We start from the raw sequence: 25,459 nt of genomic DNA on the forward strand, positions 1-25,459 counted from the left end.
CCTCTTTTCGGCACGAACTCCACTTGATAGGCAAGCGATTACTTGCCTATAGTGAGGATGTGAGCGGCGATGTCTTCAAGGCGCTGGCCGATCCCACCCGTCGGGCGATCCTCGACGAACTGGCCGATCGCGACGGCCAGACCTTGTTCGAGCTCTGCGCACGGCTCACCATGGGCCACCAACTCACCTCGAGCAGGCAGGCGATTTCGCAGCATCTGGATGTGCTTGCGGCCGCCGGTCTGGTGACCACTCGCCGGGACGGCCGATACAAATTCCACCATCTGAACCGAGAACCACTCCGGCGGCTCACCCACCGCTGGCTCCAGGGGCCGATGATCCGCATCAATATCACCAGTGTTCTGGTCGACGATCAGGACAAAGCATTGCGCTTCTACACCGAGGTGCTCGGCTTCGTGAAGAAGACCGAGGTTCCACTCGGCGAGGCGCGCTGGCTGACGGTCGTGTCGCAACAGGAACCGGACGGCGTCGAACTGCTGCTGGAGCCCGATGAGCATCCGGCGGTCCGGCCGTTCAAAGAGGCGCTGGTCGAGGACGGAATTCCGTTCACGTCGTTCGCGGTGGACGATCTGTACGCCGAGTACGAGCGGTTGCGCGGGCTCGGCGTGCGATTCACTCAGGAACCGCTCGATCAGGGGCCGGTTGTCACCGCGGTGCTCGACGACACCTGCGGCAACCTGATCCAGATCGCCCAGATGAAGAGCTGAGGCTCAAGCCGTTCGGAGTAGTGCGTCGGCGAGCAGATCCAGCTGGTGACGGGCCTGCAGTGAGCCGATGCGCAGCACCAGATGCTGCGCACCGGCATCGCGGTACCGTCCGAGCCAATGGACGCATTCCGCGGCGGAACCGCCGAAATAGGCTTGGATCGTGGACATTTCGTCCAGGGAGCGGCGGTAGTACCGGCGGACGTAGCCGTCGAGTTCGGTGCGTGCGGCGGCGGAGTCCGGGTTGATATTGATGGTGGCGTAGAGGGCGGGGGTGATGCTGCGGGTGGTCTTTTCGCGCACGGTGTGCCATGCGCGGGCGTAGGCGTCCGGGTCCGGTAGGAACGGCAGCCAGCCGTCGTAGTATCGGGCCACCCGTTCGAGCACCCGAGGTGTGTCACTGCCCGCCAGCCATAGCGGGGGACCGGCCGGGCTCGCGGCGGGGAGGGTGCGGGTCAGATCGTCGAGTTGCCAGTAGCGGCCGTCGAATTCGGTTCCACCGGACCAACTCCGGCGCCAGATGGCGACCGTTTCGTCGAGTCGCCCGACGCGCTGGTCGAAAGGCACACCGACGGCGGCGAATTCGTCCCGGCTCTCGGGTAATGGGAATCCGGCACCCAGGCCGAGAATCAAACGACCGTTGCTGAGTTGGTCGACGGTGGCGGCGGTGTGGGCGCCGAGCAGTGGATGACGCAATGTCGCGGTGAGCGCGGCGGTGCCGAGTTGGACGTGCGCGGTTGTCGTAGCGACGGCGGCGAGCAGTGGCAGCGGATCGACTCGGGTTCGTGCCAGCGGGGAATCGCCGATCCACACCGAATCGAACCCGGCATCCTCGGCGGCGCGCGCGAACCGGACCAATCCGGCGGCATCGTGTTCGCCGGTCATCGAGGTTTCGCGGCTGGGGAGCAGCAGGCCGATCTGTGTCATACCGGCGATCTTCGCCCCGGTCGCCGATTCGGGGCAATTACCTCGAAGGTAAGCGACCTACCGCGGTTCGAGCTCCGATTGGACGAGATCGTCGGGAAAGGCGTACCGCCGAAACGCCCAGTACCGGAACGCCATTGCGAGCAGCACGCCCAGAATCTGGCCGGTGATGAAGTTCGAGACGGCCTGGGTGACCGGACTGACGTGCGGCACCCGGATATCGAGCACATACAGCGCGACCGCCTGCGGCAACAGCGTGACACCGATCCCGAGCGCACTGATCGCGAAGAACAGCGCCGCCTCGTGGTGCCGCTCCCGACCGCCCCTGGTCCGGAACGACCACTCGCGATTGAGCACATACGACACGATCGTCGCGATCAGCACACCGAGCACGCGCGCGGTGAGCGGCTTCTCGCCGAGCACCGTCAACTTCAGCGCATAGACGATCCCGGTGTCGATGAACCAGGTGATCCCGCCCACGACGGCGAACTTGAGCAGCTCACGCCGCTGGATCAGATACGACCGGTACGGCTCCGGAATCCGGTCGAGCGCAAGCTGGACGAAGGACACGCCACGCACTATATCCAGCAAAATCCGTCACCTCACGTTTCCGACCGCCGATGCCGCCCTAACCCAAGCATGCCCGCGCCCGTCGCGCCAGGTAAGTCACCTGCGCTATTCGGCGCGCCGCGTCGGTCAGCGTGCGCGGGCTGGTCATGGCACTGTGTCTTACCGGACCCATAGTCGGAGGAGGAGCGCTCATGACCGATGCAGGCAATTCCAGCGTTGTGCTGACCGCAGGGAAGGCGCAGGTGAGCATCGCGCCGGAGAATGGCGGGCGGCTGACCAGTTTGCGGGTCGGTGCGCTGGAACTGTTGCGGCAGGGCGCACGGTACGGCGCGTTTCCGATGGCGCCCTGGTGTGGTCGGATGGGATCGGGACAGTTCCGGTATGGCGGCACTTTGCATCAGATGCCGATCAACGCCGATCCGCACGCTATCCACGGCACCGCGCGCGATAGGGCCTGGCACGTCTTCAGCACCACCGAATCCACCGCCGCACTGAGCTGCGAGCTCACCGACCCGTGGCCGTATCGTGGGCGAGTCACCCAGGAGTTCCAGCTCTCCGAGCACTCGATCACCCTCACCATGCGGGTCGAGACAGCGGGCGAGCCGTTTCCGGCGCAGGTCGGTTGGCATCCGTGGTTCCTGCGAAATCTGGGCTCCGGCAAGGACATCGAGCTCGACTTCACCCCGGCCTGGCAGGAGGAGCGCGGCCCCGACTATCTGCCGACCGGACGCCGCATTGACCCGCAACCCGCACCCTGGGACGACTGTTTTGGCATGCCCGATGGCACCACCGTCACCCTGACCTGGCCCCATGCCCTGCAGCTGACCATCACCAGTCCGGCCGAATGGGTCGTCGTTTTCGACCAGCAACCCGAAGCCGCCTGTGTCGAGCCACAATCCGGTCCACCCAACGGCATCAACACCCACCCGCGGCCGGTCACCGCGAGCGACCCGTTGGAACTGTCCACCACTTGGGCCTGGAGTCTGCTCGACTGAGCTCTATGCGCCATCGATCTCGGCGGCCACGCCGTCGAGGATCAATTCCAGCGCGAATACGAAGTCCTGGTCGGCGGCATCGGTATCCCCATCCGGCGGTGATTCGAACAGCGGACTGGCGAACAGTGCGGCCGCCTCGGGGAAGCGGTCCGGATCGACGAGAACAGCCAGCGTGCGACGGTAGTTCCGATTGGCCTGCACCTCGTCGAGCCCCGTGCCGCGCCGAGCTTCGGTGATCTGCTGAGTGAGCAGACTCGCTTGCCGCACATGCCCGCTCACCAGCATCAGGATGCCGACCTTGGTGGCCCAGTCGAGTCCGGTGTCGGCAAGTGCGCGCAGCGCGGCATCCACCCAGCCGATCGTGTTCGGACCGCGGGGCGGACCGGAGATCGGTAACTGCGGCAACCACGGATGCTCGGCGTAGACCGCCCGCATCGCATGTGCCCACTGCCGCAGCCCGGCCCGCCACTCGGGGCGCACGGTGCCGAGATCCGGTGCCGGGCCGATGGCGAAATCGGCCATCAGCTCGAAGAGTTCGTCCTTGGAACCGACGTGGCGGTACAGCGCCATTTTCGTGAAACCCAGTGTCTGCGCGACCTTCAGCAGCGTGACCGCGCGCAGCCCGGAGCGATCGGCGAGATCCACCGCGGCGCGTACGACCCGGTCGACGTCCAGTTCCGCCGGTCGGCCCAGTCGTGCGGGTGTCGGGAGTCGCCAGAGCCTGCCCAGGTCGGCGGGCACCGCCTCGTCGGCCATGGCCTTACCTCCTCGGGATCATCGATGCTTCGGCGGATATTAGCCCGAGAGATAGTATATGTTGGATAGTATCCCTCGGATACTATCGATTTGCGGAGAACACAATGACCGATCAGCTGGTCGCCTCCAGATCCCGGGTGCACGACGTCGACGCCCTGCGCGGCTTCGCTCTGTTGGGCATCTTCATCGTCAATATCACCTTCATGGCCTCGGGTTATCCCGGCAATCTGGTGATCGACCCCGACTACACCTCCACCCTCGACGATGCCGTGCGCGCACTGTCCGAGGTGTTCGTCGATATGAAGTTCTATCTGCTGTTCTCATTCCTGTTCGGTTACAGCTTCACCCTGCAGATGGAATCGGCGGCTGCCGCGCGAGCCGCCTTCGAACCGCGGATGTTGCGTCGCATCGGAGGCCTGTTCGTCCTCGGTGTGCTGCACATCGTGTTCCTGTACGCGGGCGACGTACTCACCACCTACGCGGTGGCGTGCTCGGTGTTGTTCTGGATGCGGCGGGTGAGCGACCGAACCGCATTGCGCGTCGCGGCGATTCTGTACGGCTTGGTCGTGGCGAGCCTGCTGCTCGGCACTGTATTCATGGATGCGTCGGCCCTGCTGCCCTCCACCGCCGAGGCACAAGCCGATGCCGAGCACGCAACCCAGGCCATGCTGGGCGGCTGGGGCGACATTATCGGCGAACACCTCGACGGCCTCGGACTCCTTGTCCTGCAAGGTCTTACACTGCAGGGGCCGACTGCTCTGGCCATGTTCCTACTCGGCTTGGTCGCGGGCCGCCGCAAACTGCTCGCCCACGTACACGGCGACGAACCGGTCCTGCGCCGAATCCAACTCATCGGCTTCCCCGTCGGCCTTGCAGGCAGCATCCTGTTCACCATCGGCGGCGGCACCGGCCACACCCTCCCGGTAGCAATCAGCGTCGCCACCGCCCCATTCCTCACCGCCGCCTACGTCGCAACCCTGCTCCGAGCAATGCACAGCCCCCGCACGTCCTTCATCCGCACGGCCCTGGCCCCGGCGGGCCGGATAGCCCTCACCAACTACCTCGCCCAGTCAGCAATCGGCCTACTGATCTTCACCGGCATAGGCCTAGCCGCCGCCGGCACGTTCTCCCCGCTCGCCACCATGTCAACAGCCCTTCTCGTCTTCACCCTCCAACTAGCCCTGAGCGCACTCTGGCTCCACTGGTTCCGCTACGGCCCCGCCGAATGGACCCTTCGCTGGATCACCAACGCCCACCGCCCCACCTGGCGCAAAACCCCGTCCGAGCCAGTGCTGAACCAACCATGAGACCAGCAAGAATGTCGGGGTGACGCAACGAGCGAAGGACAAACTCCTGGTGCTGGTCAACGGGCTGCCCGGCTCGGGTAAGTCGACCTTGGCGGCGCCGCTCGCCCGCGAACTGGATGCGCAACTGCTCTCCAAGGACACTGTGAAAGAAGCCTTGGCGGAATGTATTTCCCGGCCCGATGCCGTGCCTTCGCTCGGTGCGATCGCGATGGAGGCTGTCTGGGCGATGGTCGCGGCGGCACCGCAGACGGCGGTGATCGACTCATGGTGGTTCCGCCCGCGCGACCTCGAGCTCGCGCGAGCGGGGATTCACCGAGTCGGCGCGGATCGCGTGGTCGAGGTCTGGTGTGACGCTTCGGCGGACACGGCGCGGAACAGGTATGCGCAGCGGCAGCGGGCCGCGGTGCACAACGACGGGCTTCGAATTGCGCGCGATTGGGACACCTGGGCCGCGCATGGTCGACCGTTGGAACTGACCCCAGTGATCCATGTGGACACCATGAGGCCGACCAATATCGTCAGCCTCGCCGCCGAGATCGAAACGACCGCGGCACCAGTTCTTCCGACGGCGTCAGCACACCTGCCCGCAGGTGGTCGGCGATGTACAGCGGAACCCGGCTGAGCGGGCCGCCGTCGCGGGTTCGTGAATCCGACTGGTGCGCTGAGGGTTAGCGGTCAGGCGGAGACAGTTGCGGAAAGTTGGTTCAGGGCTTCGAGGGCGGCGGAGGTTGTTTCGGGAGTGGCGGGGAGGAGAGGGAGGCGGGCGGTGGGAGTGGGGATGCGGCCTTGGGCGGCTAGGGCGGATTTGATGACCACCGGGTTGGGTTCGGCGAACAGAGCTGCGGAGAGAGGCGTGAGGCGGTGGGTGAGGGTGCGGGCTTCTCGGATGGGGCCGTTGTGCCAGAGGTGGATCAGGGTGGCGAAGGCGGAGGTGGCCAGGTGGGCGCTGGCGAGGATGGCGCCGGCAGCGCCGAGGGCCAGGAGTGGGGCGGTGTGCAGGTCGTCGCCGGCCAGGACAGTGACGTCGGGGGGGAGGGTGGCCATGAAAGTGGTTGTGGTGTCGTCGATGCCACCGACAGCGTGTTTGAAGCCGATGATGTTCGGGATGTCGGCGAGTTCATGGAGGGTGTAGGGGCCGAGGGTGCGGCCGGTGCGGTACGGGATGTTGTAGACGATGAGGGGGACCGGGCTGGTGGCGGCCAAGTGACGGAAGTGGGCGAGGACGCCTGCTTCCGAGGGCCGGGTGTAGTAGGGGACGACGGTGAGTGCGGCGGTGACAGTGGAACCGAGGGCGGCGAGCGCCTCGGCCGAAGCCGCGGTGGAATTCGTGCCCGCTCCGGCAATCAAGGGGGCATTGCGTTCTCGGCAGACGGAGCCGCAGATATCGAGGACGCGGTGGCGCTCTTGGGCGCTCAGAGTGGCGGTTTCGGCGGTGGTGCCGAGAGCGACGATGCCGGTTGCGCCGTCGTCGAGTACCTCGTGGGCCAAGCGCGCCAGTGCGTCGGCGGCCAGTTCACCATTGGCGGCAAATGGCGTGATCAGGGGGACGAAGAGGCCGGTGAGCGTCATGGTTTCCAGACTGACCCGCGGCGATACTTCAGGTCCAGTTCACGTTTCTTCCGTTGAGCATAAGCTGAACTGATGCTCGATGTTCGAAAGCTGCGCCTGCTGCGCGAACTGGCCCATCGCAAGACGATCGCGGCGGTCGCGGAGGCGATGAGCTACACGCCGTCGGCGGTCTCCCAGCAGTTGACCGCACTGGAGCGGGAGGCAGGCGTGCCGCTGCTCGAACGGACCGGGCGACGCGTCACTCTCACTCCCGCCGCACTCACCCTGGTCGAACACGCGGAGACGATCCTCGCCGCCCTCGAACAGGCCACCGCCGACCTCGCCGCCTCCCGCGCGGCACTCACCGGAACGCTGCGCATCGGCGCGTTCCCGACGGCGGTCGCCACAATTCTCTCCCCGGCATCGGTCGCACTGAGCCGCGCCCACCCGCGACTGGAATTGCTTGTGACAGAACTGGATCCGGCCACCGTCCCTGACGCACTGCGCACGGACATCCTGGACATCGCGCTGGTCCAGGAGTACGACTACGTACCCGCCGAACCCGATCCCGCCCTGGACACCGAGCCGCTCCTCGAGGAGACCATCTACCTGGCTGCCCCGACCGCCGCATCGCTCGAAGACCACCGCGACGCCTCCTGGATCGTCGGCACCCCCGGCACGCTCTGTCACACCATGGCGATCCGGGCCTGCCAGGCGGCCGGATTCACCCCGCGGGTCCGCCATCACGTCGACGATTTCAGTACCGTCCTCGCACTGGTCGCGGCAGGCCAGGGTGTCGCCCTCGTCCCTGGACTCGGCGCACTCACCCCACCACCCAATGTGGTGCTCACCGCCTTACCCACCCGACGCAAAACCCACTTGGCCTACCGGCGCGGCACCGGCCGGCACCCGGCCGTAGTCGCGGCCCGCTCCGCCCTGCGCGCCTCCGCCACAACGATTTCCAGCGCACTCGACAAATAGGAGCCAGTGGCCACCTCGCTCGAGCCCACCACCAGCTCCACCCGATATCCGCTAAGCGACCGACTTCCGAAGCGCCGCCAATTCGTCCCCGCGCGGATCACTCACGACACCCGACTCCGGACTGTCGAAGATCTGCACCCGCCGCGAATCCTCCTCGAAGCGGGCCCACCCCGGATCACCGGACTCGGCGAAAGCCACCCACGCCGAATGGATTTCATCGGCGAGCGGCTGCGGCGGATTGGGACCGGTCAAGGTGGGCGCGCCCGCGAGTGCGTCGAAGACGAACGGCACCTCCAGGACGTGACAGGCACCGAGTCCCTCGATGCCGGATGACCACGCGAACTCATAGGCGAAGCTCGGCGCACCCGCGGCGGCGTTCGACTGTGCGATCCGCAGAGTGTCCGAGCGGAAGGCCCGATCGGTAATGATCGCGGCGAAGACATCCGCCGCCGTGGCCCCCGGGCGATTCGCACCATAGATATCCCCGAGCGCGGGATCGAGTCCGTAGCGGGTAAGAACGAAAGGCAAAGTGTCCGCAGTGATTCCGGCGGCGATACCGGTCGGAACCGTGAAGAAGCGGAACTCCTCGGCGGTGCATCCCGCAATGAGTGGTACAGCCCGCTCCGGTTGCGCGGCAAGCACTTTGACGGGTTGACCTTCGACAACCTCACCATCGATCACCGGGAGCAGACTCATGATCCCCATCCCGTTGGCGATGATCGACGATCCCCATCGCGCCGGATCCGGATCGTTCATCAGCGCCAGTGCGAGTCCGTCCTGCGCCGCGCGCAACTCATCGGGCCCGAGTTCACCGAAATCCGCCGCGGTGGGGCTGACTCCGATACTCGTGGCCAATTCTCCGGCGAGTCTGCGCGCGTCCTCGACGGCCACCGCGGCGGACCCATTGCCGCTCTGCATGATCGCCTGCCGGAACAACCCCCGCGAAAGTGGCGATGCCATCAGCGTCGCCACGCTCATTCCGCCCGCCGACTCACCGAATACGGTGACCCGGTCCGGATCCCCACCGAAGGCCGCGATGTTGTCCTGCACCCACCGCAGCGCGAACAACTGATCGTGTAATCCGCGGTTGAGTGGTGCGTCCGGCACCGCCGCGAAGCCCGATATGCCGAGCCGGTAGTTGATCGAGACCAGCACGACCCCGTCGCGCGCGAACGCCGCACCGTCGTAGATCGCCCTGGCATTGGATCCCCGGGTGAATGCGCCGCCATGAATCCACACCATGACCGGCAGTCCGGCACCGCCCGCATCCGGTGTCCACACATTGACATTCAGGTATTCGTCGCCCGGTATCCCGTCACTGCCGATCAGTGCGTGGATCGGCGGGGGATAGGGGGTCTGCACGCAGGTCGGGCCGTGAGTGAGCGCATCACGAACCCCCTGCCACTCCGGCACCCGCGTCGGCAACCGGAAGCGCGCGGGCCCAACCGGCGCCGCCGCGTACGGCACTCCGAGAAATGCACTGACCCCGGCAGCCGTCCGGCCGCGAATCTTGCCGCCGGTGACGGAAACAATCGGTTCCATGAGCCTCCTTCGCTCGACTCGATTCTCTACGCAGCACCCGGCCTTCGACCACAGTTTCGAGCACCTCGCAGAACTTCCGGCACCATGCATGGCGCATGCAAGGCGAAGTAAGCCCGCCGCAACCAGCCATCGGCAGAGTCGAGTTCATGAACGAGACATTCGATGTGATCGTCGCCGGCGCCGGACCGGTCGGACTGATGCTGGCCTGCGAACTCCGCCTCGGCGGCGCCGATGTGCTGGTGGTCGAACGGCTGACCGAACCCGATGTGACCATCAAGGCCGGTGCGATCAATGTGCCGACGGCGCAGGCCTTCTACCGTCGTGGCATGCTGCCCGACCTGCTCGAGCAGCAGCATGCGACGGTGCAGCGCATCCGCGCAGCGGGCATGGTCCCGAAGGCCTCGGGCCAACGCCTGCCGATCGCCGGGCATTTCGCGGGCATCGTGCTCCGCGCGGACGAAATCGATTTCGACGACCCGGTTTTCGCCGAACTCGGCCCCGGCGCCGAGGCGGTGCTGGTGGCCCAGCAGGCCATCGAGGCGATCCTGACCAGGCGCGCCACCGAACTCGGGATCGAGATCAGGCGCGGTGCGGAGTTGACCGAGTTCGACGATAGCGGAACCGCTGTCACCGTCCACCTCGGTGACAGCACCGTCTGCGCGGATTGGCTCGTCGGCTGCGACGGCGGCCACAGCACAGTCCGTAAGCTAGGCGGATTCGACTTCCCGGGACTGGATCCTGAGATCACCGGCCATCAGGGTGTCGTCGATATGATCGGCGCGGAGGGCTTGCGGCCGGGTTGGAACACCACCCGAACCGGGATCTATACCAATGGTCCGACACCGGGCCGGATCGTGACCGTGGAACTCGACGGGCCGCCCGCCGACCGGACGACGCCGGTCACCGCGGCCGAATTGCAGGCCAGCCTCCGCGCGGTGTCGGGCGTGCCGGTCGAGATCACCGCCGTGCATTCGGCAACGCGGTTCACCGACAACACCCGCCAGGTCACCGACTATCGCAAGGGCCGGGTGCTGCTCGCAGGCGATGCGGCCCATGTGCATTCGCCGTTCGGCGGGCAGGGGCTCAATCTCGGAATCGGCGATGCGGTCAACCTCGGCTGGAAATTGGCGGCGGTGGTGCGCGGCGATGCGAGCGAAACCCTGCTCGACACCTACACCGCTGAACGTCATCCCGTCGGTGCATGGGTGCTGAAGTGGACCCGCGCACAGGTCGCGCTGATGCGACTCGACCAGCGCAGCAAGGCATTACGCGAGGTAGTGACCGATCTGCTCGGCACTCGCGACGGTAGTACCGCGATCTTCAAGAGGATCGCCGGTGTGCTGCACCGCTACGACCTCGGCGGTGACCACCACCTGATCGGCGCGGTCGCGCCGGATATCGAACTGTCCGACGGCAGTCGGCTCGGTGCGCATTTCGCCGATGGCTGGGCAATCCTGTTGGATCTGGCCGATTCCGCTGAGCTGCGGACGATCGCCGCACCGTGGTCGGATCGAGTGCGCGTGGTGACCGCGAAACCTGTTGCACCACGCGACCTTTCCGCGATGCTGATCCGACCGGACGGCTACGTGGCCTGGGCCGCGGATTCCGGCGAGCGCGATGGACTTGGCGAAGCGCTGCGCCGCTGGTTCGGCGACAAATCCTGATAGATGTGCCAGCCCGGACATCGTGGACCGGGCTGGCACGTCAATCGTCAGGCCTCTTGGCGGTATACCGCGACAACCGGAATCACCCGGGAAGTCTTCGCTTGGTACTCACCGAATCCCGGCATGATCTCGACCATCCGCGCATACAGTTCGTCGCGTTCGGCGCCCGTCACCACCTCGGCCTTCGCCGGATAGGTCTCGGTGCCGAGTTCCACGGTGAATTCCGGATTCGCGCGCAGGTTGTGGTACCAGGCCGGATGCTTGTCCGCACCGCCGTTCGAGGCGATGAGCACGATCCGCTCGCCGTCCGGGAGGTAGACCAGCGGGCTGGTGACCTGGCGGCCGGATTTGGCGCCCGTCGTCGTGATCAGCACCATCGCCGCACCGTCGAACATCCCGCCGACCTTGCCCGCATTGGCGCGGAACTCATTGATCACCTGCGCGTTGAAGTCGTTCACTGCACTCCCATCGGTTGTTTTCCGCACCAACCCACGCGGCGCGCCGGAAATTCCGGCCGCTTGTTGCCGGACCAGCCTATGCGGAATACAGTACGTACGTACGGTTTGGCTGAATCGACTTGGAGCTGCCGATGTGGGATCCCAAGAAGTATCTGGCCTTCGATGACCACCGCTCGCGTCCATTCTTCGAACTACTCGGCCGAATCGGGGCCGAGGATCCGCGCCGCGTCGTCGATCTCGGCTGCGGCCCAGGACATCTCACCACTTCGCTGGCCGAGCGCTGGCCGGGAGCGGTTGTCGAGGCCTCGGATTCATCGCCTGAAATGGTCGCCGCGGCAAGGAGTCTCGGCGTCGACGCACAACTCGGCACGGTGCAGGACTGGCGACCGGCACCGGATACCGATGTCGTGATCAGCAACGCGGTACTGCACTGGGTGCCGACGCACACGACGCTGCTGCCCCAATGGGTACATGCGCTACCTGCGGGCGCCTGGCTCGCATTCCAGGTGCCCGGCAATTTCGACGCTCCGTCGCACCTCGCGATTCGCGAACTGGCGGGCCGCGACGAATGGCGCGACCGGCTCGCACCCGCGGGCATCCTGCAGCCGCGTGATGTCCTCGACCCCAGTGGGTATGCCCAAATGCTCACCCGCGCAGGCTGTGCGGTCGACGCATGGGAAACGACTTACCTGCAACGGCTGTCGGGGGAGGATCCGGTACTCGAATGGGTCACCGGAACCGCTCTGCGTCCTGTCCGCAGCGCACTCGACGACACCGCCTGGCAGGAGTTCATCGAACAGTTGGCGCCGCTCTTGCGTGCGGCCTACCCGCGCCAGCTCGACGGCACCACCTGGCTGCCGTTCCGACGGGTCTTCGCCGTGGCACACAAGACCGGCTGAGACCTGGTTATACTTCCCGGCTATAGCTCAGGCGGCAATCCCTACTTCGGAGAGGTTTGCGATGGTTCCCAGCGTTCTTCCCTGTGCTTGCGGTCCAGACTGTCGGTGCGGTTGCCAGGAGGGCGGCAAGTGCTCGTGCGGAGACAAATGCCAACACGAATGACGATCGAGGCTCCCGAATCCGGGAGCCTCGATTCGTATTCAGGCGGTGCCCGGCGCGACGAACATGAAGCTCTTCTCCTCGACACGCTGCTTGATCCGCCATCGGCCATCGACGCGGGCGAAGGTGTCGTGATACCAGAGCCCGCACAGCATCAGACTCTGCTGACCTTCGCCGGTCGCGACCAGCATCGGGTTGTGACACATGGTGCGCCCGCTGGCGCTGTCACCGTCGACGGTAATGGACGAATTGCTGATCAGATGTTGGAACGCAAGGAAGTTCGGCATCACGGTGGCGAGGAACTTCTTGGTGGATTCGAGATCACCGACCGCGCCGCCCATGGCCGAATAGTCGATATGCGCATCCGCGGTGAAAATCTCGTCGAGCAGATCCCACTGTCGGGTGTCGACCGCATGCGAGTACCGGACCATGAGGTCCTCGATCTCCAGGCGGTCGGAAATCTCCTGCAGGGACAGCATCGCGCCTCCGAATTGCCGACACATCGTTCCGCCGGGGCGCGGAACTGTGGGTCAGGGTAGCGGTTGGCCGCGTGCGGATTCGGCGAACGGGATATCAGTGACGCGCGGCGTCGCGCACCCGTCCGTCCGCACCGTGGAGCAGCGCGCGGGCCGCCGACGCGTCGACTCCGGCCAAGCGCATGACGATGGCGGTTTTCACGTGACCATCCGCTGCGTCCAGTAGGGCCGCGGCGGTGGCGGGGTCGGCGCCCGTCGCTTCGGCGATGATGCGGCGTGCGCGGTCGACGAGTTTGGCATTGGTGGGCTTCACATCCACCATCAGGTTGCCGTAGACCTTGCCCGCCCGCACCATCGCCGTGGTGGAGAGCATATTGCACACCATCTTCTGTGCCGTGCCCGCCTTCAACCGGGTGGAACCGGTCAAAACCTCAGGGCCCGTGTCGATTTCGATTCCGACGTCGGCGTGTGTGCTGGCTTCGGCATTGCGGTTGCACGAAATCGCGACCGTCGCGGCACCGACCGAGCGGCCATACCTGAGCGCACCGACGGCGTAGGGGGTTCGGCCGCTGGCGGCCAGTGCGACGACGACATCGTCGCCGGTGAGTGCGATGGCGGACAGGTCGGCGACGGCCAGCGTGGGATCGTCCTCGGCACCTTCTACGGCCCGAAGGAAGGCGTCCGGTCCGCCCGCGATTATGCCGAGGACCTCGCCGGGATCGGTGCCGAAGGTCGGTGGGCATTCGACCGCGTCGAGCACCCCGAGGCGGCCGCTGGTGCCCGCGCCGATGTAGATCAGTCGACCGCCGCGCCGCCGCGCCGCGACGATCAGCTCGATCGCCCGCACGATCTCCGGAATCGCCTGCGCCACAGCGGAAGCCACACCCGCATCCTCGGCGTTCATGGTGCGCAGCAGCTCGTCGATCGGCATCGAATCCAGCGCGGTGGTGCGTGGATTCGACGCCTCGGTGGTCAGCGAACCGATTTCGGTCACCGCGGCACCGGGTGATTCATTCGGCCTCCTTGGTTCGGCGATCGGCAACCGCCTCGTAAGTTCGCCGCAGCGCCCTGGCCGCCGACGGCGTGCGTTGCAGGACGCCGACATACAGTGCGTCGACGATGAGGAGCTGACTCATGCGACTCGCCATGGCCGCGGAACGGAATCCGTCCTCACGTCCGGCCACGAGCACCGTGTGCGCGGCGGCATTCGCGAGTCCGGATCGCGCTCCCGCGGTCACGGCGACCGTGGTCACGCCCGCGTCGACGGCCCGGCGCACGGCCTCGACGATCGCGGCGGTTTCGCCCGAATGCGAGAACGCGACGGTTACATCACCGGCCTGGAGCAGGCTGGCCTGGACCAGCGCGTCATCTTCGGACGTGCATGCGCCGCACCACATTCCGATGCGGGTCAGCTTCTGCGCCATATCCATCGCGACGAGTCCGGACGCGCCGATACCCACCAGGTGCACCCGTCGCGCGCCCACCAGTGCGTCGACGACGGCCTCCATGGTCGCCGGATCGGCGAGTTCGGCGGTTGCCATCATGCCCTCGGTTTCGAAGGCGGTGAGTTTGTGCAGCACCTTCGACAACGCGTCGTCGGCGTCGATATCGGTGGCGAATACCGGCGAGCCGTCATCGCCGCCGACCGCGGCCATTGCGAGTCGCAGCTGCGGATAGCCTTCGTAGCCGAGGGTTTTCGCCAGCCGGACGACCGCGGAGGTGCTGGTCGCCGACCGGTCGGCGAGTTGGCTCACGGTGAGCTGTGCGGCGGCGGCCGGGTCGTGCCGGATCACCTGCGCGACGCGCTGTGCGGTCGGGGTGAGTCGTGGCAGTGCCGCCAGTAGGCGAGTGCGTACATCGTCAACCTCGGGCATGATTCACCTCGTCACCATGAGTCGTCGGGGCATGGCGGTCGGCACACTGGGCAGCGCGAATCCGGCCGCACCCGGGGTGATCGAACCGAGCACCGCCGCGCGACTCGCTCCGGTACAGGCGGGATGGCTACCCGCCAGACAGTGTGCGGTGAGGAAGCCGAGCACCGCGAATGCGGTTGCCTCCTTCGCCGCCGACGGTAGGCCGAGTTCGTCGGACGTACGCAACTTCGCGGTACCGAGATGTGCACCGAGCATTGCCATCAGGGTGGGATTGTGTGTCCCGCCGCCCGACGCGATGACCTCGGTCGGGCGCAGCGGTGCGAGGGCATCGGCAATGGTGCGGGCGGTCAGCGCGGTCACAGTGGCGACAATATCGTCGGAGGAGGCCGAACCGCCGTCCAACACGCGCTCCAAGTAGGTGCGGTTGAACAGCTCTTTCCCGGTGCTCTTGGGTACCGGTGCGCGGTAATAGGGTTCCGCGAGAAGGGTTTCCAGCAGATCGGTATCGATGTCGCCACGCGCGGCCCGTGCTCCGGCGCGGTCGAAATGCTCGGCGCCGCCGGTGCACAGTTCGACAGCCGCATCGATGAGGGCGTTGCCGGGTCCGGTGTCGAAGGCGACCGGCTTGTCGCCGGTGACCGTGACATTCGCGATTCCGCCGATGTTCAGCGCGGCCGCGCGTTCGGGACGTCCCGCCAGCCACAGCAGGTCGAACAGTCCCACCAGCGGCGCGCCCTGTCCGCCCGCGGCGATATCGCGCGAACGAAAGTCGCTGACGACCGGCAACCCGGTGCGCTCGGCGATCCACGCAGGCTGCCCCAGCTGCAGCGTGCCTTTCACCGCGCCGTCGCTCACCCAGTGGTAGACGGTCTGTCCATGCGAGGCGACGAGATCAGCTGTGCCGTCGAAGAACTCGTGCTGTGCCGCATCGGCAGCATCGGCGAAGGCTTGGCCGATCGCGGTATCCAGACGGCACACGGTGGCCATATCTATGGCACCCGGCGGCAAGGCGGCGATGAGTTCCGAACGCAGTTCATCCGAATACGGTCGGCTGAGCTGTCCGAGGAGATGCACCTGAATCGTCGCGTCCTGCGATGCGATATCCGCGCCTACGGCATCGATCGCATCGTGCGAGGTCCCCGACATCAACCCGATGACGCGCACTACGCCACCGCCGCGACGGGTTCCGGCTCATCCGGTGCGGACGCCGGATGGAACAGGCTTGCGATTCCGCCGACGATCAAGGTGACGAGCACGCCGATCGGCACCAACCACTGTGCCGCGATACCCTTTTCGACCACCTTCCCCGCGACGGTCACATCGATCTTGACCACCCGCACCACGAACGTCATCACAATCACCGTGGCGATGAAAGCGACGATCGCGTCGAACTGGTTGGCGCGCGCGACCAGTCGCCCGAGCAGGAACGCACCGAGCAGCGCACCGTAGGTGTACCCCGCGATGGTGAGCGCCGTCAGGTACACATTGCCCGTCGTCGCGCTGAAACCCATCGCGAACGCCGCCATCAGCGCCGCCCACACCAGTGTCATCACCCGCGCCAGGCGCAGCAGGGTGTGATCGGCGAGCGTGCGCCGGGAGAAGCTGCGAATGATATCGGCGACCGTCGAATTGGCCATGGAATTCAACGCCGAGGACAGTGAACCCATGGCCGCACCGAGGATTCCGGCGACCAGCAGTCCGGAGACCACCACCGGCAACCCGTGCAGAATGAAGTTGGGATACAGGCTGTCCGCACTGGCCAATCCGAGTTCCTTGGCCGTCTTGCCGCTGTTGTAGGACCACAGCAGCACACCGACCAGGGAGAACGCGGCGAACTGGATGGCCACGAAGATGCCCGAACCGATCATCGCCTTCTGACTGTCGCGCAGCGACCGCGTCGCCAGAATGCGCTGCACGATCAGCTGATCCGAGCCGTGCGAGGCCATCGCGAAGATCGCCCCACCAATAATCGCGGTCGGGAGGGCAAAGGTGCTGGTGAGAATGTGGGCGAGACCGAAATCGGTATCGAAGACACCGAACTTGCCCGCATGCAACGCATCCGACCAGCCGGACGCGCCGACGTGGCCGGTGAGCACGCAGATCGCGATGAGCGCGCCGGTGAGGTAGAGGCCCATCTGTAGTGCATCGGTCCAGATCACCGCCTTGATGCCACCCAGGTAGGTGTACACGACGGTGAGCAGCGTCAGCGCCACGATGATCGCGTCGTAGCCGAAGTCGAGTCCTAATTCGCTGAGCAGCAACTTGATCGGAATGGCGGAGGCGAACAGTCGCACGCCCTCGGCGAGCAGCCGGGTGAACACGAACGTCACCGCGGCCACGCCCTGCAAATAGCGACCGAAGCGCAGCTCGAGGTATTGATATGCGCTGACGAACCCACCGCGCTTGTAGAGCGGGATCAGCACGATCGCCACGACCGTGCGTCCGATGATGTACCCGATGGCCAGTTCGACATTTCCGAAGGCCTGATCGGTGTACGCTCCGCCCGGAACCGAGATGACGGTGAGCACACTGGTTTCGGTGGCCACCACCGAGAAACACACCGTCCACCACGGCATTCGGCCCTCACCGACGAAATAGTCGCTGCTGGACTGCTGTTTTCCGGACAGCCGCAGGCCGATCCACGCGACGGTGACGAGATAGACGACGATGACGGCGAGATCGAGTGCGTTCAACGCAGCTCCCCGGTGACGCGATGGACTGAATGCAACTAAGTGTCAGATGTAACGACGTCTCTGTCAATAAGTGTCAGAGATTCGAGTGACCAGCGCTTCGAGCGCCGTGGTCGGGTCGAGGGCTAGTAGCGCGGCACCGTCGATCGGGTGGCCGAGCGGATCGCGACGGTCGATCGCGTGCACGATCTGGTTGTCGAGCGGCTCGAGGAGTGGTGCGCCGAGCTTGGCCAGGCCGCCGGTGATGGCATAGGGGACCGGTGGGCGGATTCCGGATCGTTCGATCACGGCAAGGACGGTGCGAGCGAGTGCATGTGCGGCGGCCGCCATGATCGCGGCCGCGGTATCGTCGACGGCAGCGGCAACTACGGGCGCGAATTCGGCAGCGGCAAGAGCTGGATTATCGTGTTCGCCAAGGTATTTCGGCAGTGCGTCAAGTTCGATGCCGTAGTGTTCGCGGACCCTCTCGGTCAGGATGGTGCGTGGCCCGCGGCCGTCATGCGCACGCAGTGCGGCACGCAGACCTTCGAGGCCGATCCAGCCGCCACTGCCCTCATCGCCGAGTTGCGGCCCCCAGCCGTCGACCCGGGTGAACCGGCCCGCCTCGTCGACGGCCATCGCGACGGCTCCGGTTCCGATTGCCAGCACGACTCCGGGCGATCCTCCCAGCGCCCCGGCATGTGCGGTGACGGCGTCGGAAGTCACGGCGACCGCGGCCGCGCCGGGAACCTCGGCCAGCCTCCGACCGAGCGCCGCGGCCGCGTCCGGTGCCGATGCGGCGCCCGCCGCACCCACCGAGAGCGTGAACGTTGTCGGTAGCGCCACGATCTGATCGATCACCGCGCGGATCGCTCGCTCCGCCGCATCGACACCCGTACTGTCCGCCAGCCCCGGCGCGCCCGGCGCTTCCGCATAGCCCACCTGGCCTCCATCGATCCGCAGCGAACCGCGACATCCGGTCTTGCCGAGATCGATCGCGAGGACATGGCTGGTCATGGGAATATCTTTACCGTCCGTAGACTGGAGTTATGGACGTTCCGTCGATGCTGTTGCCATGACCGAGCGCAAACCCCGCGGTGTCACCTTCGAATCGTGGATCGACAAACAGGTCCGCGAGGCCACCGAACGCGGCGAATTCGAGAACCTCCGTGGCACGGGCAAACCGATCCCGAGCTCCGTCGACGACGAGAACTGGTGGTTGCAGAACTTCCTGCGCCGCGAGGGCGTGCGTGGCGGCGGCCTGCTGCCCCCGTCTCTCATATTGCGCCGCGATATCGAGGAACTTCCGGAAACGGTGCGGGACATGACCTCCGAACGCGAGGTCCGTAAAGCGGTATCGGAGCTGAACGAGCGCATCGTCGAGTGGTTGCGAATGCCGCACGGGCCGTTTGTACCGGTCGGACCGGTGAATACCGAGGAGATCGTCACGCAGTGGCGCGCCGACCGTGCAGCCACACGTCGAGTGACTCAGCCCGAATCGAGCGTGTCGAGTCCTCGGCCCGCGGCTGCCGAACCCCATTGGTGGCACCGGATCCTGCGTCGCGGTCAACGCTGAATCTACCTGCAGTGCAAGTTGTTTCAGGATCAGGACAGAAACCGCAATGTCGAGGGTTCACCGCGATTCAGAGCTGCGGTGTGCTCGGCGAGGTTGAGTCCATCGCTGAGTGTCGACCCGGCATCGAGCAGAGCGACCAGTTCGGCCTCCGCGTCTTTGACCGCTGCCGCCGCATCGAGGAGCCAGTCGATGCGGTCGGGTTCGACAACGATGACGCCCTCCTCGTCGGCGAGGATCAGGTCACCCGGGGATACCTCGACACCACCACAGGTCACCGGTATCTGCAGTTCACCGAGCTGTGCGGTGGTGCCCGCCATGGGCGTGACGAAGCGGCTGTACACCGGCAGTGCACACTCTCGGACATAGGCGATATCGCGATACCCGCCGTCGACGATGATGCCGCCGAGATTGCGCACCAGCGCGCCGCGCGCGAATAGTTCTCCGGCGAGCGCGATTTCGGCACCACCGCCATCGACGACAATGACGTCGCCAGGCGCGGCGGTCTCGACGGCGCGCAGCACGGCGAGGAAGTCGCCGCGACAGCGCACAGTGAAGGCGGGCCCGAGGATCCGCGGCTCGGCCGAACGCAGGCGAATGGCGCTGTCCAGCACCCGAATCGACTTATCGGCATCACAGATTGCGGTCGTATCGACGGCCCGGAACTTCTGGACGAGCTGGTCGGTCGGCATCGATGACGCCCCCTTCGTAACTCGAATGACGGATCAATTCGCATCGTACGGTCGAACACCGCGCGGACCAATCGTGACCATGCGATGCGCGGGGCGGGTCGAGTTGATCTTGCCGGATATCCAGCAAACTATTGGCACACCACCGTATGCTGCGTCAAGAATTCGGTTTGCCCTGCTGCGATGACGTCCAGGAGGTCATGCGCGTGGAAGACAACCGATACCTGGCCGAGGCCGAGGCCGAGGACGAAACGGCGCGCGAAATGCGCCGCAGAATCGCGCTGGCGCTACCCGCACTGGGGCTGGCGCTGCCCGTGGTCTGGAAAGGCTCGAACGGTGACGCGGCCGAGCCGTCGACCGTCGAATTTCCGACCGTCCAAGACCGGTCCCCGGGCCCGGGCACCACGATTCACGGCATGGCCGACCTGAACTGGCAGCCCGCTCCCGGCGCACCACCACAGAGCTTCGAAACCGCCGAGGTGCTCGGTTCCTATCGCGCCCCCGGCTTCTACGCGAGCTATGCCCGCTGGCACCCCGGCTGGATGAGCGCCCCGCATGCCTACACCTTCGACCGCCATGCGGTCGTGCTCTCGGGCATCTGGACCGTCGGCGCGGGCGCAACCATCGACCTGACCACGACTCTGCCCATGTATCCGGGCGAATTCGCCACGCGCACAGCGGGTACGCCACACTACGACGGCACTTTGCACGACAGCCCGGAGCCCGCGGTCTTCATCCTGTTCGGAATCGGCCCGGCCATACCGATACCCGTGGACCCCGCGCGGCCGCTGTTCGTCCGCATCTAGTCGCCGACCAGGTGAAAATGGGGCCGTTGCCGATCGTAATGTGGAGGTGCGGTGCGACTGAGTGCGAAAGTGGCGCGGGAACGGTTCATGGCAGAACCGGTAGCCCGACTCGCCACCATGTCCACCGACCTGCGCCCACACATCGTGCCGATCGTATTCGCGGTCACCGACGACACCATCTACAGCGCCGTAGACGCGAAACCCAAGACGACAACCGCCTTACGCCGCTTGGCGAATATCGCCGCCAACCCCGCCGTAGCCGTACTCGCCGACCGCTACAGCGACGACTGGTCGCACCTGTGGTGGGCCAGGGCCGACGGCACCGCACGAATCCTCGATGACTCCGAAGCCCAGCAGGCCCTGGACCTGCTGACCGCACGCTATCCCGTGTACCGCACCCAGCCGCCACCCGGTCCGGTGCTCGCCGTCGACGTCACCCGCTGGTCGGGCTGGTCCGCGAGCTGACCCTCGCGGCGTGGTCCGCGGCTGTCGCAACTCCTATTTCGAATGCGCGGCTGCTACGGGTCGTGGCAGCATGGGCTGACCAGTCGAAAGGGGACGCGCGTGGGCCAGTTGGAAGGCAGGGTCGCGGTGATCACCGGCGGCGCTCGCGGTCAAGGGCGTTCGCATGCGGTCACTTTGGCGGCCGAAGGCGCCGACATCGTGCTGTGCGATATCAGCGAACCTATCGGCAGCGTGCCGTATCCGCTGAGTTCCGAAGACGATCTCGCCCAGACTGTCAAACTCGTCGAGGAGACCGGGCGGCGTTGCGTCGCGGTGCAGGCCGATGTGCGCAGCCGCTCGGCGATGGACGGATTGGCCGAACGAGCCATCGCCGAGTTCGGTCGGATCGACATCCTGCTCGCCAATGCGGGTATCGCCTCCGGGGCGGCCGTCGCCGAAATGGACGAGCAGATGTGGCAGGACATGATCGATGTCAACCTCACCGGCGTCTTCCACAGTTTCCGCGCGGTCTTGCCGCATATGATCGAACGCCGGTGGGGCAGAATCGTTGCCACCTCGTCCATTGTCGGCCGTATGGGAGCTGCGAACTCCGGCCACTACGCGGCGGCGAAATGGGGTGTCATCGGTTTGGTGAAATCGCTTGCACACGAAGTAATTCCGCACGGCATCACGGTCAACGCGGTACTACCCGCCGGTGTGCGCACCGATATGATCATGAACCCGGCAATGTATTCGGCGATGGTGCCCGATATCGAGAATCCAACCCTCGAGGATGTGGAGGCGATGTTCGCCGCCGGTCCGCCGAATGGCGATCTCATTGTCCCGCAAGAGGTTTCCCAAGCGATCCTGCTTTTGATCGGCGAATCCGGACGTCACTTCAACGGCGAAGCGATCACCATATCCGGCGGCATGAGCGCGGGCACCACCTGAGGCTAGAACCCGACAGTGTCGAGAATCGCCAGCACGAACGGTGCGGCGACAAGGAGCACTCCGATAACCACCAGCGCCGCAATCACATTCGCGATACGCCAACCACGCGAGGCGGAATAGCGGCGCGACATCCGATGCGCATCCGCCGTGGACTGGCGCGCCCAATCCATATGCCGGGCCACGTTCCGATTCGCATTCTGACTCGCCTGCCAAGACGAGAATCCGGGATTTGTCATCGTCGATGTCCTTCCGACACTTCGAGAACCGATACCACCAACACTATTTCCGCACCACCGCAGCCGAATCCGCCGAAGTACTCATCCCCCTACTCATCCGCCCACGTCAGAATCCAGACATCGCACCTGTCAGATGCCATCTCGGCGCGGAATTCGCGTCGGCACGACCGGTCGCGTTTGCGCGGGCAAAACGCAACCCCGTGCGACCTGAACGAACATCCGATGAATCAGCGCCCGCACTGCGTAGGATCACTGACATGCGACTATCCACACGTAACCAACTCGATGGAACAGTCGTCTCGGTCACCCGCGGCGAAGCGATGGCCGTCGTCCGAGTCCGGCTGGCCGGCGGCGACGAAATCACGTCCTCCATCACCCGCGACGCCGCCGACGACCTCGAGCTCAGCGACGGCTCCCGAGTCACCGTCCTCATCAAATCAACCGAAGTCGCCCTCGGCGTCGACTGAACCTCAGATCTTCAGCAGTTCGAATCCGAGGCTCGCACTGTTGCGGCGACTGGCCACCGCCTTCGCGGATTCTCAACCTGTTCCGAACTCGGTCGCCCTGCCGCCGAACTCGTGACACATCACGGTGAGCCGCCGTACTCTCTGTACGGAAGGCGTTGATCAGCGAACTTCCCGACAGCATGTCCGGGAGAGCACGACCACCACACGTCGAATCGAATATCTGAGCCCGTCTCCGCGGTATCGCCGGAGATGGGAGGCACATCCCAACACGACAGCCGCACCGATCGGCGTTCGCGCGTGAACTCGGCATGAGGTCCGGATCCCGGACAGCAGGACGAATGGCAAACGAACAGCTCTCGCACCGGAGGTTGGATGATGGCCAGGAAGTTCGAGGGGAAGGTCGCGCTCGACATACGTGATTCGGTTCCCGATTGGGGGCCTTACGCGGAACCGACCGCGCCACGGGGCGCGCCGAACGTGCTGTATCTGGTGTGGGACGACATCGGGATCGGTACCTGGGACTGCTACGGCGGTCTGGTCGAGATGCCGAACATGAAGCGAATCGCTGATCGCGGTGTGCAGTTCACTCAGTTCCACACCACCGCCCTGTGCTCGCCCACTCGTGCCTCCTTGATGACCGGCCGGAATGCGACCTCGGTCGGTATGGCGACCATCGAGGAGTTCACCGATGGGTTCCCGAGTATGTGTGGTCGGATACCGGCCGAAACCGCGCTGTGCTCGGAGGTCCTCGCCGAGCGCGGGTGGAACACATACGCGGTCGGCAAATGGCATATGACACCACTGGAAGAGGAGAATCTGGCCGCGTCCAAGCGGCATTGGCCGCTGGGGCGTGGGTTCGAGCGGTTCTACGGGTTCCTCGGTGGCGAGGCCGACCAGTGGTATCCGAATCTGGTGTACGACAACCACCCGATCTCGCAGCCGTACCCACCGGAAGACGGATATCACCTGTCGAAGGATCTGGCGGACAGGGCGATCGAGTTCATCCGCGACTCGAAGGTGGTCGCCCCCGACAAGCCGTGGTTCACCTACCTGTGCCCGGGATGCGGGCATGCGCCGCACCACGTGCCGCGGGAATGGGCCGACAAGTACCGCGGCCGGTTCGACATGGGCTATGAGAAGTATCGCGAGATCGTGCTGGAGAACCAGAAGCGCATGGGTCTGGTGCCGGAGAACACCGAGCTGTCGCCGATGAACCCGTATGCGAATGTCACCAGTGCCGACGGCAAGCCGTGGCCGATGCTGGACACGGTGCGAGCATGGGATTCGCTGTCGGAGGACGAGAAGCGGCTGTTCCGACGGCAGGCGGAGGTGTTCGCCGGATTCCTGTCCTACACCGACGCCCAGATCGGCCGACTGCTGGACTATCTCGAAGAAAGCGGCCAACTGGACAACACCATCATCGTTGCCTTCTCCGACAATGGTGCCAGCGGCGAGGGCGGTCCGAACGGCACCGCCAACGAGATGAAGTTCTTCAACGGCTACATCGACACTGTCGAGGACAGTCTGACCAAGCTCGACGAGCTGGGTTCGCCGACCACCTACAGCCATTACAGCATCGGGTGGGCGATGGCGTTCAACACCCCGTACAAGCTGTACAAGCGCTATGCCTCGCACGAAGGCGGCATCGCCGACCCCTGCCTCATGTCGTGGCCCGCCGGGGTGGCGGCCCGTGGCGAGGTGCGCCACCAGTACCTCAATGTCTGCGATATCACCCCGACCGTCTACGACCTGCTCGGCATCACACCGCCGGACACGGTGAAGAACGTGCGGCAGCGTCCCTTGGAAGGGGTCAGTTTCCGGGCGCTGTTCGATGACGCGAACGCGGACGTAGGCAAGCACACGCAGTTCTATTCGATGCTCGGCACGCGCGGGATCTGGCATCGCGGTTGGTTCGCCGACACCGTTCACGCCGCATGCCCGTCCGGCTGGGGGCATTTCGACCAGGACCGCTGGGAACTGTTCCATATCGAGCAGGACCGCAGCCAGATGCACGACCTGGCCGAGGTTCATCCCGAGAAGCTGGAGGAGCTGAAGGCGCTGTGGTTCTCGGAGGCCGAGAAATACAACGGTTTGCCGCTCAACGATCTCGACGTCATCTCCATGATGACCCGCTCCCGCCCGACCTACGGCGCGAAGCGCGACAGTGCTGTCTACTATCCGGACGTCGCGGAGGTGGGACCCGGTGCGGCACTGGAGATTCAGGGACGGTCGTTCGCGTTGCTCGCGGAGACGACGATCGACAGTTCCGATGCCGAGGGGGTGCTTTTCGCCCACGGCGGCCGACTCGGTGGACACACCCTGTACGTCAAGGACGGCCACCTTTGTTACACCTACAACTTCCTCGGTGAGGAAGAGCAGACCATCGTCTCCGATCGAACGGTACCGCTGGGCGACCACATCCTCGGGATCCGGTACGAACGCCGCGGCACCCGCCCGGACAACTTCACACCCACCGGTGAGGCCGTCCTGTACATCGATGAGAACCCGGTCGGCTCACTGGAGGACATGCGGACCCAGCCCATCGTCTTCTCCGGCGTCGGAGAAGGAATCCGCGTCGGCCGCGACAGCGGCCAGTCCGTATCCGCGAGCTACCGCTCACCGTTCCCGTTCACCGGGGGAACCATGCACCAGGTCATCGAGGACGTGAGCGGTAAGCCCTACCAGGACCTGGAAATGGCGGCGGCTGCGGCATTTTCACGCGATTGAGGCGGGGGTTCCGTGACCGCG

27 protein-coding genes and 1 pseudogene are annotated in these 25,459 nt (G+C 65.5%); 14 read left to right on the forward strand and 14 right to left on the reverse strand.

Translation table 11 applies throughout. The features are described 5' to 3' along the window. Positions 1-23: 23 nt before the first annotated feature. Both ACZ60G_RS12300 and ACZ60G_RS12305 read left to right on the forward strand, forming a co-directional pair. Positions 24-323: pseudogene (locus ACZ60G_RS12300) on the forward strand (ArsR/SmtB family transcription factor); the annotation flags it as partial. 12 nt (positions 324-335) lie between these two features. Further along, positions 336-725 carry a VOC family protein gene (locus ACZ60G_RS12305; protein WP_465809877.1) on the forward strand — a complete coding sequence of 130 codons (390 nt, stop codon included), beginning with the start codon at positions 336-338 and terminating at the stop codon, positions 723-725. A gap of 3 nt (positions 726-728) precedes the next feature. Here ACZ60G_RS12305 and ACZ60G_RS12310 read toward each other — a convergent pair whose 3' ends face one another. Next, on the reverse strand, positions 729-1,649 hold the full coding sequence (locus tag ACZ60G_RS12310) for an LLM class flavin-dependent oxidoreductase (RefSeq protein WP_465809750.1): 921 nt from the start codon (positions 1,647-1,649) through the stop codon (positions 729-731). Between the two features lie 57 nt (positions 1,650-1,706). Then, a complete protein-coding gene (locus ACZ60G_RS12315) occupies positions 1,707-2,216 on the reverse strand; it encodes a GtrA family protein (RefSeq protein WP_040690789.1) in 510 nt (169 codons plus the stop codon). A 191-nt stretch (positions 2,217-2,407) separates the two neighbouring features. Here ACZ60G_RS12315 and ACZ60G_RS12320 point away from each other — a divergent pair, with 191 nt between their 5' ends. After that, positions 2,408-3,211 (forward strand): aldose epimerase family protein, encoded by an 804-nt coding sequence (locus ACZ60G_RS12320; protein ID WP_465809752.1) that lies wholly within the window; start codon positions 2,408-2,410, stop codon positions 3,209-3,211. 3 nt (positions 3,212-3,214) lie between these two features. Here ACZ60G_RS12320 and ACZ60G_RS12325 read toward each other — a convergent pair whose 3' ends face one another. Next, the gene (locus ACZ60G_RS12325) at positions 3,215-3,967 is read right to left on the reverse strand and encodes a TetR/AcrR family transcriptional regulator (protein ID WP_465809754.1); all 753 of its coding nucleotides are present in this window, start codon (positions 3,965-3,967) and stop codon (positions 3,215-3,217) included. 104 nt (positions 3,968-4,071) lie between these two features. On the opposite strand from ACZ60G_RS12325, the gene ACZ60G_RS12330 reads away from it, so the two are divergent. After that, complete coding sequence (locus tag ACZ60G_RS12330) at positions 4,072-5,274, forward strand: DUF418 domain-containing protein (RefSeq protein WP_465809756.1); 1,203 nt, start codon at positions 4,072-4,074, stop codon at positions 5,272-5,274. A 19-nt stretch (positions 5,275-5,293) separates the two neighbouring features. Continuing rightward, complete coding sequence (locus tag ACZ60G_RS12335; RefSeq protein WP_465809758.1) at positions 5,294-5,896, forward strand: P-loop nucleotide/nucleoside kinase family protein; 603 nt, start codon at positions 5,294-5,296, stop codon at positions 5,894-5,896. Positions 5,897-5,949: 53 nt separating this feature from the next. Here the strand turns inward: ACZ60G_RS12335 and dapA are convergent, their stop codons facing one another. Next, a complete protein-coding gene (gene dapA / locus ACZ60G_RS12340; protein WP_465809760.1) occupies positions 5,950-6,843 on the reverse strand; it encodes a 4-hydroxy-tetrahydrodipicolinate synthase in 894 nt (297 codons plus the stop codon). Between the two features lie 72 nt (positions 6,844-6,915). On the opposite strand from dapA, the gene ACZ60G_RS12345 reads away from it, so the two are divergent. After that, positions 6,916-7,803, forward strand: coding sequence for a LysR family transcriptional regulator (locus ACZ60G_RS12345; protein ID WP_465809762.1), 888 nt, complete (start codon positions 6,916-6,918; stop codon positions 7,801-7,803). A gap of 51 nt (positions 7,804-7,854) precedes the next feature. Here the strand turns inward: ACZ60G_RS12345 and ACZ60G_RS12350 are convergent, their stop codons facing one another. After that, on the reverse strand, positions 7,855-9,345 hold the full coding sequence (locus tag ACZ60G_RS12350; protein ID WP_465809764.1) for a carboxylesterase/lipase family protein: 1,491 nt from the start codon (positions 9,343-9,345) through the stop codon (positions 7,855-7,857). Positions 9,346-9,491: 146 nt separating this feature from the next. On the opposite strand from ACZ60G_RS12350, the gene ACZ60G_RS12355 reads away from it, so the two are divergent. Beyond that, positions 9,492-11,009 (forward strand): FAD-dependent monooxygenase, encoded by a 1,518-nt coding sequence (locus ACZ60G_RS12355; RefSeq protein WP_465809766.1) that lies wholly within the window; start codon positions 9,492-9,494, stop codon positions 11,007-11,009. A gap of 47 nt (positions 11,010-11,056) precedes the next feature. Here the strand turns inward: ACZ60G_RS12355 and ACZ60G_RS12360 are convergent, their stop codons facing one another. Continuing rightward, positions 11,057-11,467, reverse strand: a complete 411-nt coding sequence (locus ACZ60G_RS12360; protein ID WP_465809768.1) for a nitroreductase family deazaflavin-dependent oxidoreductase — start codon at positions 11,465-11,467, stop codon at positions 11,057-11,059. Between the two features lie 131 nt (positions 11,468-11,598). Here ACZ60G_RS12360 and ACZ60G_RS12365 point away from each other — a divergent pair, with 131 nt between their 5' ends. Beyond that, complete coding sequence (locus tag ACZ60G_RS12365; protein WP_465809770.1) at positions 11,599-12,366, forward strand: trans-aconitate 2-methyltransferase; 768 nt, start codon at positions 11,599-11,601, stop codon at positions 12,364-12,366. A gap of 201 nt (positions 12,367-12,567) precedes the next feature. Here the strand turns inward: ACZ60G_RS12365 and ACZ60G_RS12370 are convergent, their stop codons facing one another. From ACZ60G_RS12370 to ACZ60G_RS12395, 6 genes are all read right to left on the reverse strand, one after another. After that, complete coding sequence (locus tag ACZ60G_RS12370; RefSeq protein ID WP_465809772.1) at positions 12,568-13,005, reverse strand: nuclear transport factor 2 family protein; 438 nt, start codon at positions 13,003-13,005, stop codon at positions 12,568-12,570. Positions 13,006-13,099: 94 nt separating this feature from the next. Further along, the gene (murQ, locus tag ACZ60G_RS12375; RefSeq protein ID WP_465809774.1) at positions 13,100-13,996 is read right to left on the reverse strand and encodes an N-acetylmuramic acid 6-phosphate etherase; all 897 of its coding nucleotides are present in this window, start codon (positions 13,994-13,996) and stop codon (positions 13,100-13,102) included. 16 nt (positions 13,997-14,012) lie between these two features. Continuing rightward, a complete protein-coding gene (locus ACZ60G_RS12380; RefSeq protein ID WP_465809776.1) occupies positions 14,013-14,876 on the reverse strand; it encodes a MurR/RpiR family transcriptional regulator in 864 nt (287 codons plus the stop codon). 3 nt (positions 14,877-14,879) lie between these two features. Next, positions 14,880-16,040, reverse strand: coding sequence for an anhydro-N-acetylmuramic acid kinase (locus tag ACZ60G_RS12385; RefSeq protein WP_465809778.1), 1,161 nt, complete (start codon positions 16,038-16,040; stop codon positions 14,880-14,882). Next, positions 16,040-17,569 carry a sodium:solute symporter gene (locus ACZ60G_RS12390; protein WP_465809780.1) on the reverse strand — a complete coding sequence of 510 codons (1,530 nt, stop codon included), beginning with the start codon at positions 17,567-17,569 and terminating at the stop codon, positions 16,040-16,042. The genes ACZ60G_RS12385 and ACZ60G_RS12390 overlap by 1 nt, the downstream gene beginning before the upstream one ends. 63 nt (positions 17,570-17,632) lie before the next feature. Continuing rightward, entirely contained in the window at positions 17,633-18,562 is a 930-nt protein-coding gene (locus ACZ60G_RS12395) for an N-acetylglucosamine kinase (protein WP_465809782.1), read from the reverse strand. 58 nt (positions 18,563-18,620) lie between these two features. Between ACZ60G_RS12395 and ACZ60G_RS12400 the strand changes: the two genes are divergently transcribed. Beyond that, complete coding sequence (locus ACZ60G_RS12400) at positions 18,621-19,121, forward strand: DnaJ family domain-containing protein (protein ID WP_465809784.1); 501 nt, start codon at positions 18,621-18,623, stop codon at positions 19,119-19,121. A gap of 29 nt (positions 19,122-19,150) precedes the next feature. Here ACZ60G_RS12400 and ACZ60G_RS12405 read toward each other — a convergent pair whose 3' ends face one another. Continuing rightward, complete coding sequence (locus tag ACZ60G_RS12405) at positions 19,151-19,810, reverse strand: RraA family protein (protein ID WP_465809786.1); 660 nt, start codon at positions 19,808-19,810, stop codon at positions 19,151-19,153. A gap of 203 nt (positions 19,811-20,013) precedes the next feature. On the opposite strand from ACZ60G_RS12405, the gene ACZ60G_RS12410 reads away from it, so the two are divergent. The 3 genes from ACZ60G_RS12410 (at position 20,014) to ACZ60G_RS12420 (ending at position 22,008) form a co-directional block, all read left to right on the forward strand. Beyond that, the gene (locus ACZ60G_RS12410) at positions 20,014-20,613 is read left to right on the forward strand and encodes a cupin domain-containing protein (RefSeq protein ID WP_465809788.1); all 600 of its coding nucleotides are present in this window, start codon (positions 20,014-20,016) and stop codon (positions 20,611-20,613) included. Between the two features lie 57 nt (positions 20,614-20,670). Continuing rightward, positions 20,671-21,078, forward strand: coding sequence for a TIGR03668 family PPOX class F420-dependent oxidoreductase (locus tag ACZ60G_RS12415; RefSeq protein ID WP_465809879.1), 408 nt, complete (start codon positions 20,671-20,673; stop codon positions 21,076-21,078). A gap of 99 nt (positions 21,079-21,177) precedes the next feature. Further along, positions 21,178-22,008 (forward strand): mycofactocin-coupled SDR family oxidoreductase, encoded by an 831-nt coding sequence (locus ACZ60G_RS12420; protein WP_465809790.1) that lies wholly within the window; start codon positions 21,178-21,180, stop codon positions 22,006-22,008. Between the two features lie 2 nt (positions 22,009-22,010). On the opposite strand, the gene ACZ60G_RS12425 is transcribed toward ACZ60G_RS12420, so the two are convergent. Continuing rightward, entirely contained in the window at positions 22,011-22,244 is a 234-nt protein-coding gene (locus ACZ60G_RS12425; RefSeq protein WP_465809792.1) for a hypothetical protein, read from the reverse strand. 257 nt (positions 22,245-22,501) lie between these two features. Here ACZ60G_RS12425 and ACZ60G_RS12430 point away from each other — a divergent pair, with 257 nt between their 5' ends. Further along, complete coding sequence (locus ACZ60G_RS12430) at positions 22,502-22,711, forward strand: TOBE domain-containing protein (RefSeq protein ID WP_040690806.1); 210 nt, start codon at positions 22,502-22,504, stop codon at positions 22,709-22,711. A 375-nt stretch (positions 22,712-23,086) separates the two neighbouring features. Further along, complete coding sequence (locus ACZ60G_RS12435) at positions 23,087-25,438, forward strand: arylsulfatase (protein WP_465809794.1); 2,352 nt, start codon at positions 23,087-23,089, stop codon at positions 25,436-25,438. Positions 25,439-25,459: the final 21 nt, after the last annotated feature.

The sequence above is a fragment of the Nocardia sp. NPDC102475 genome (assembly GCF_055584605.1).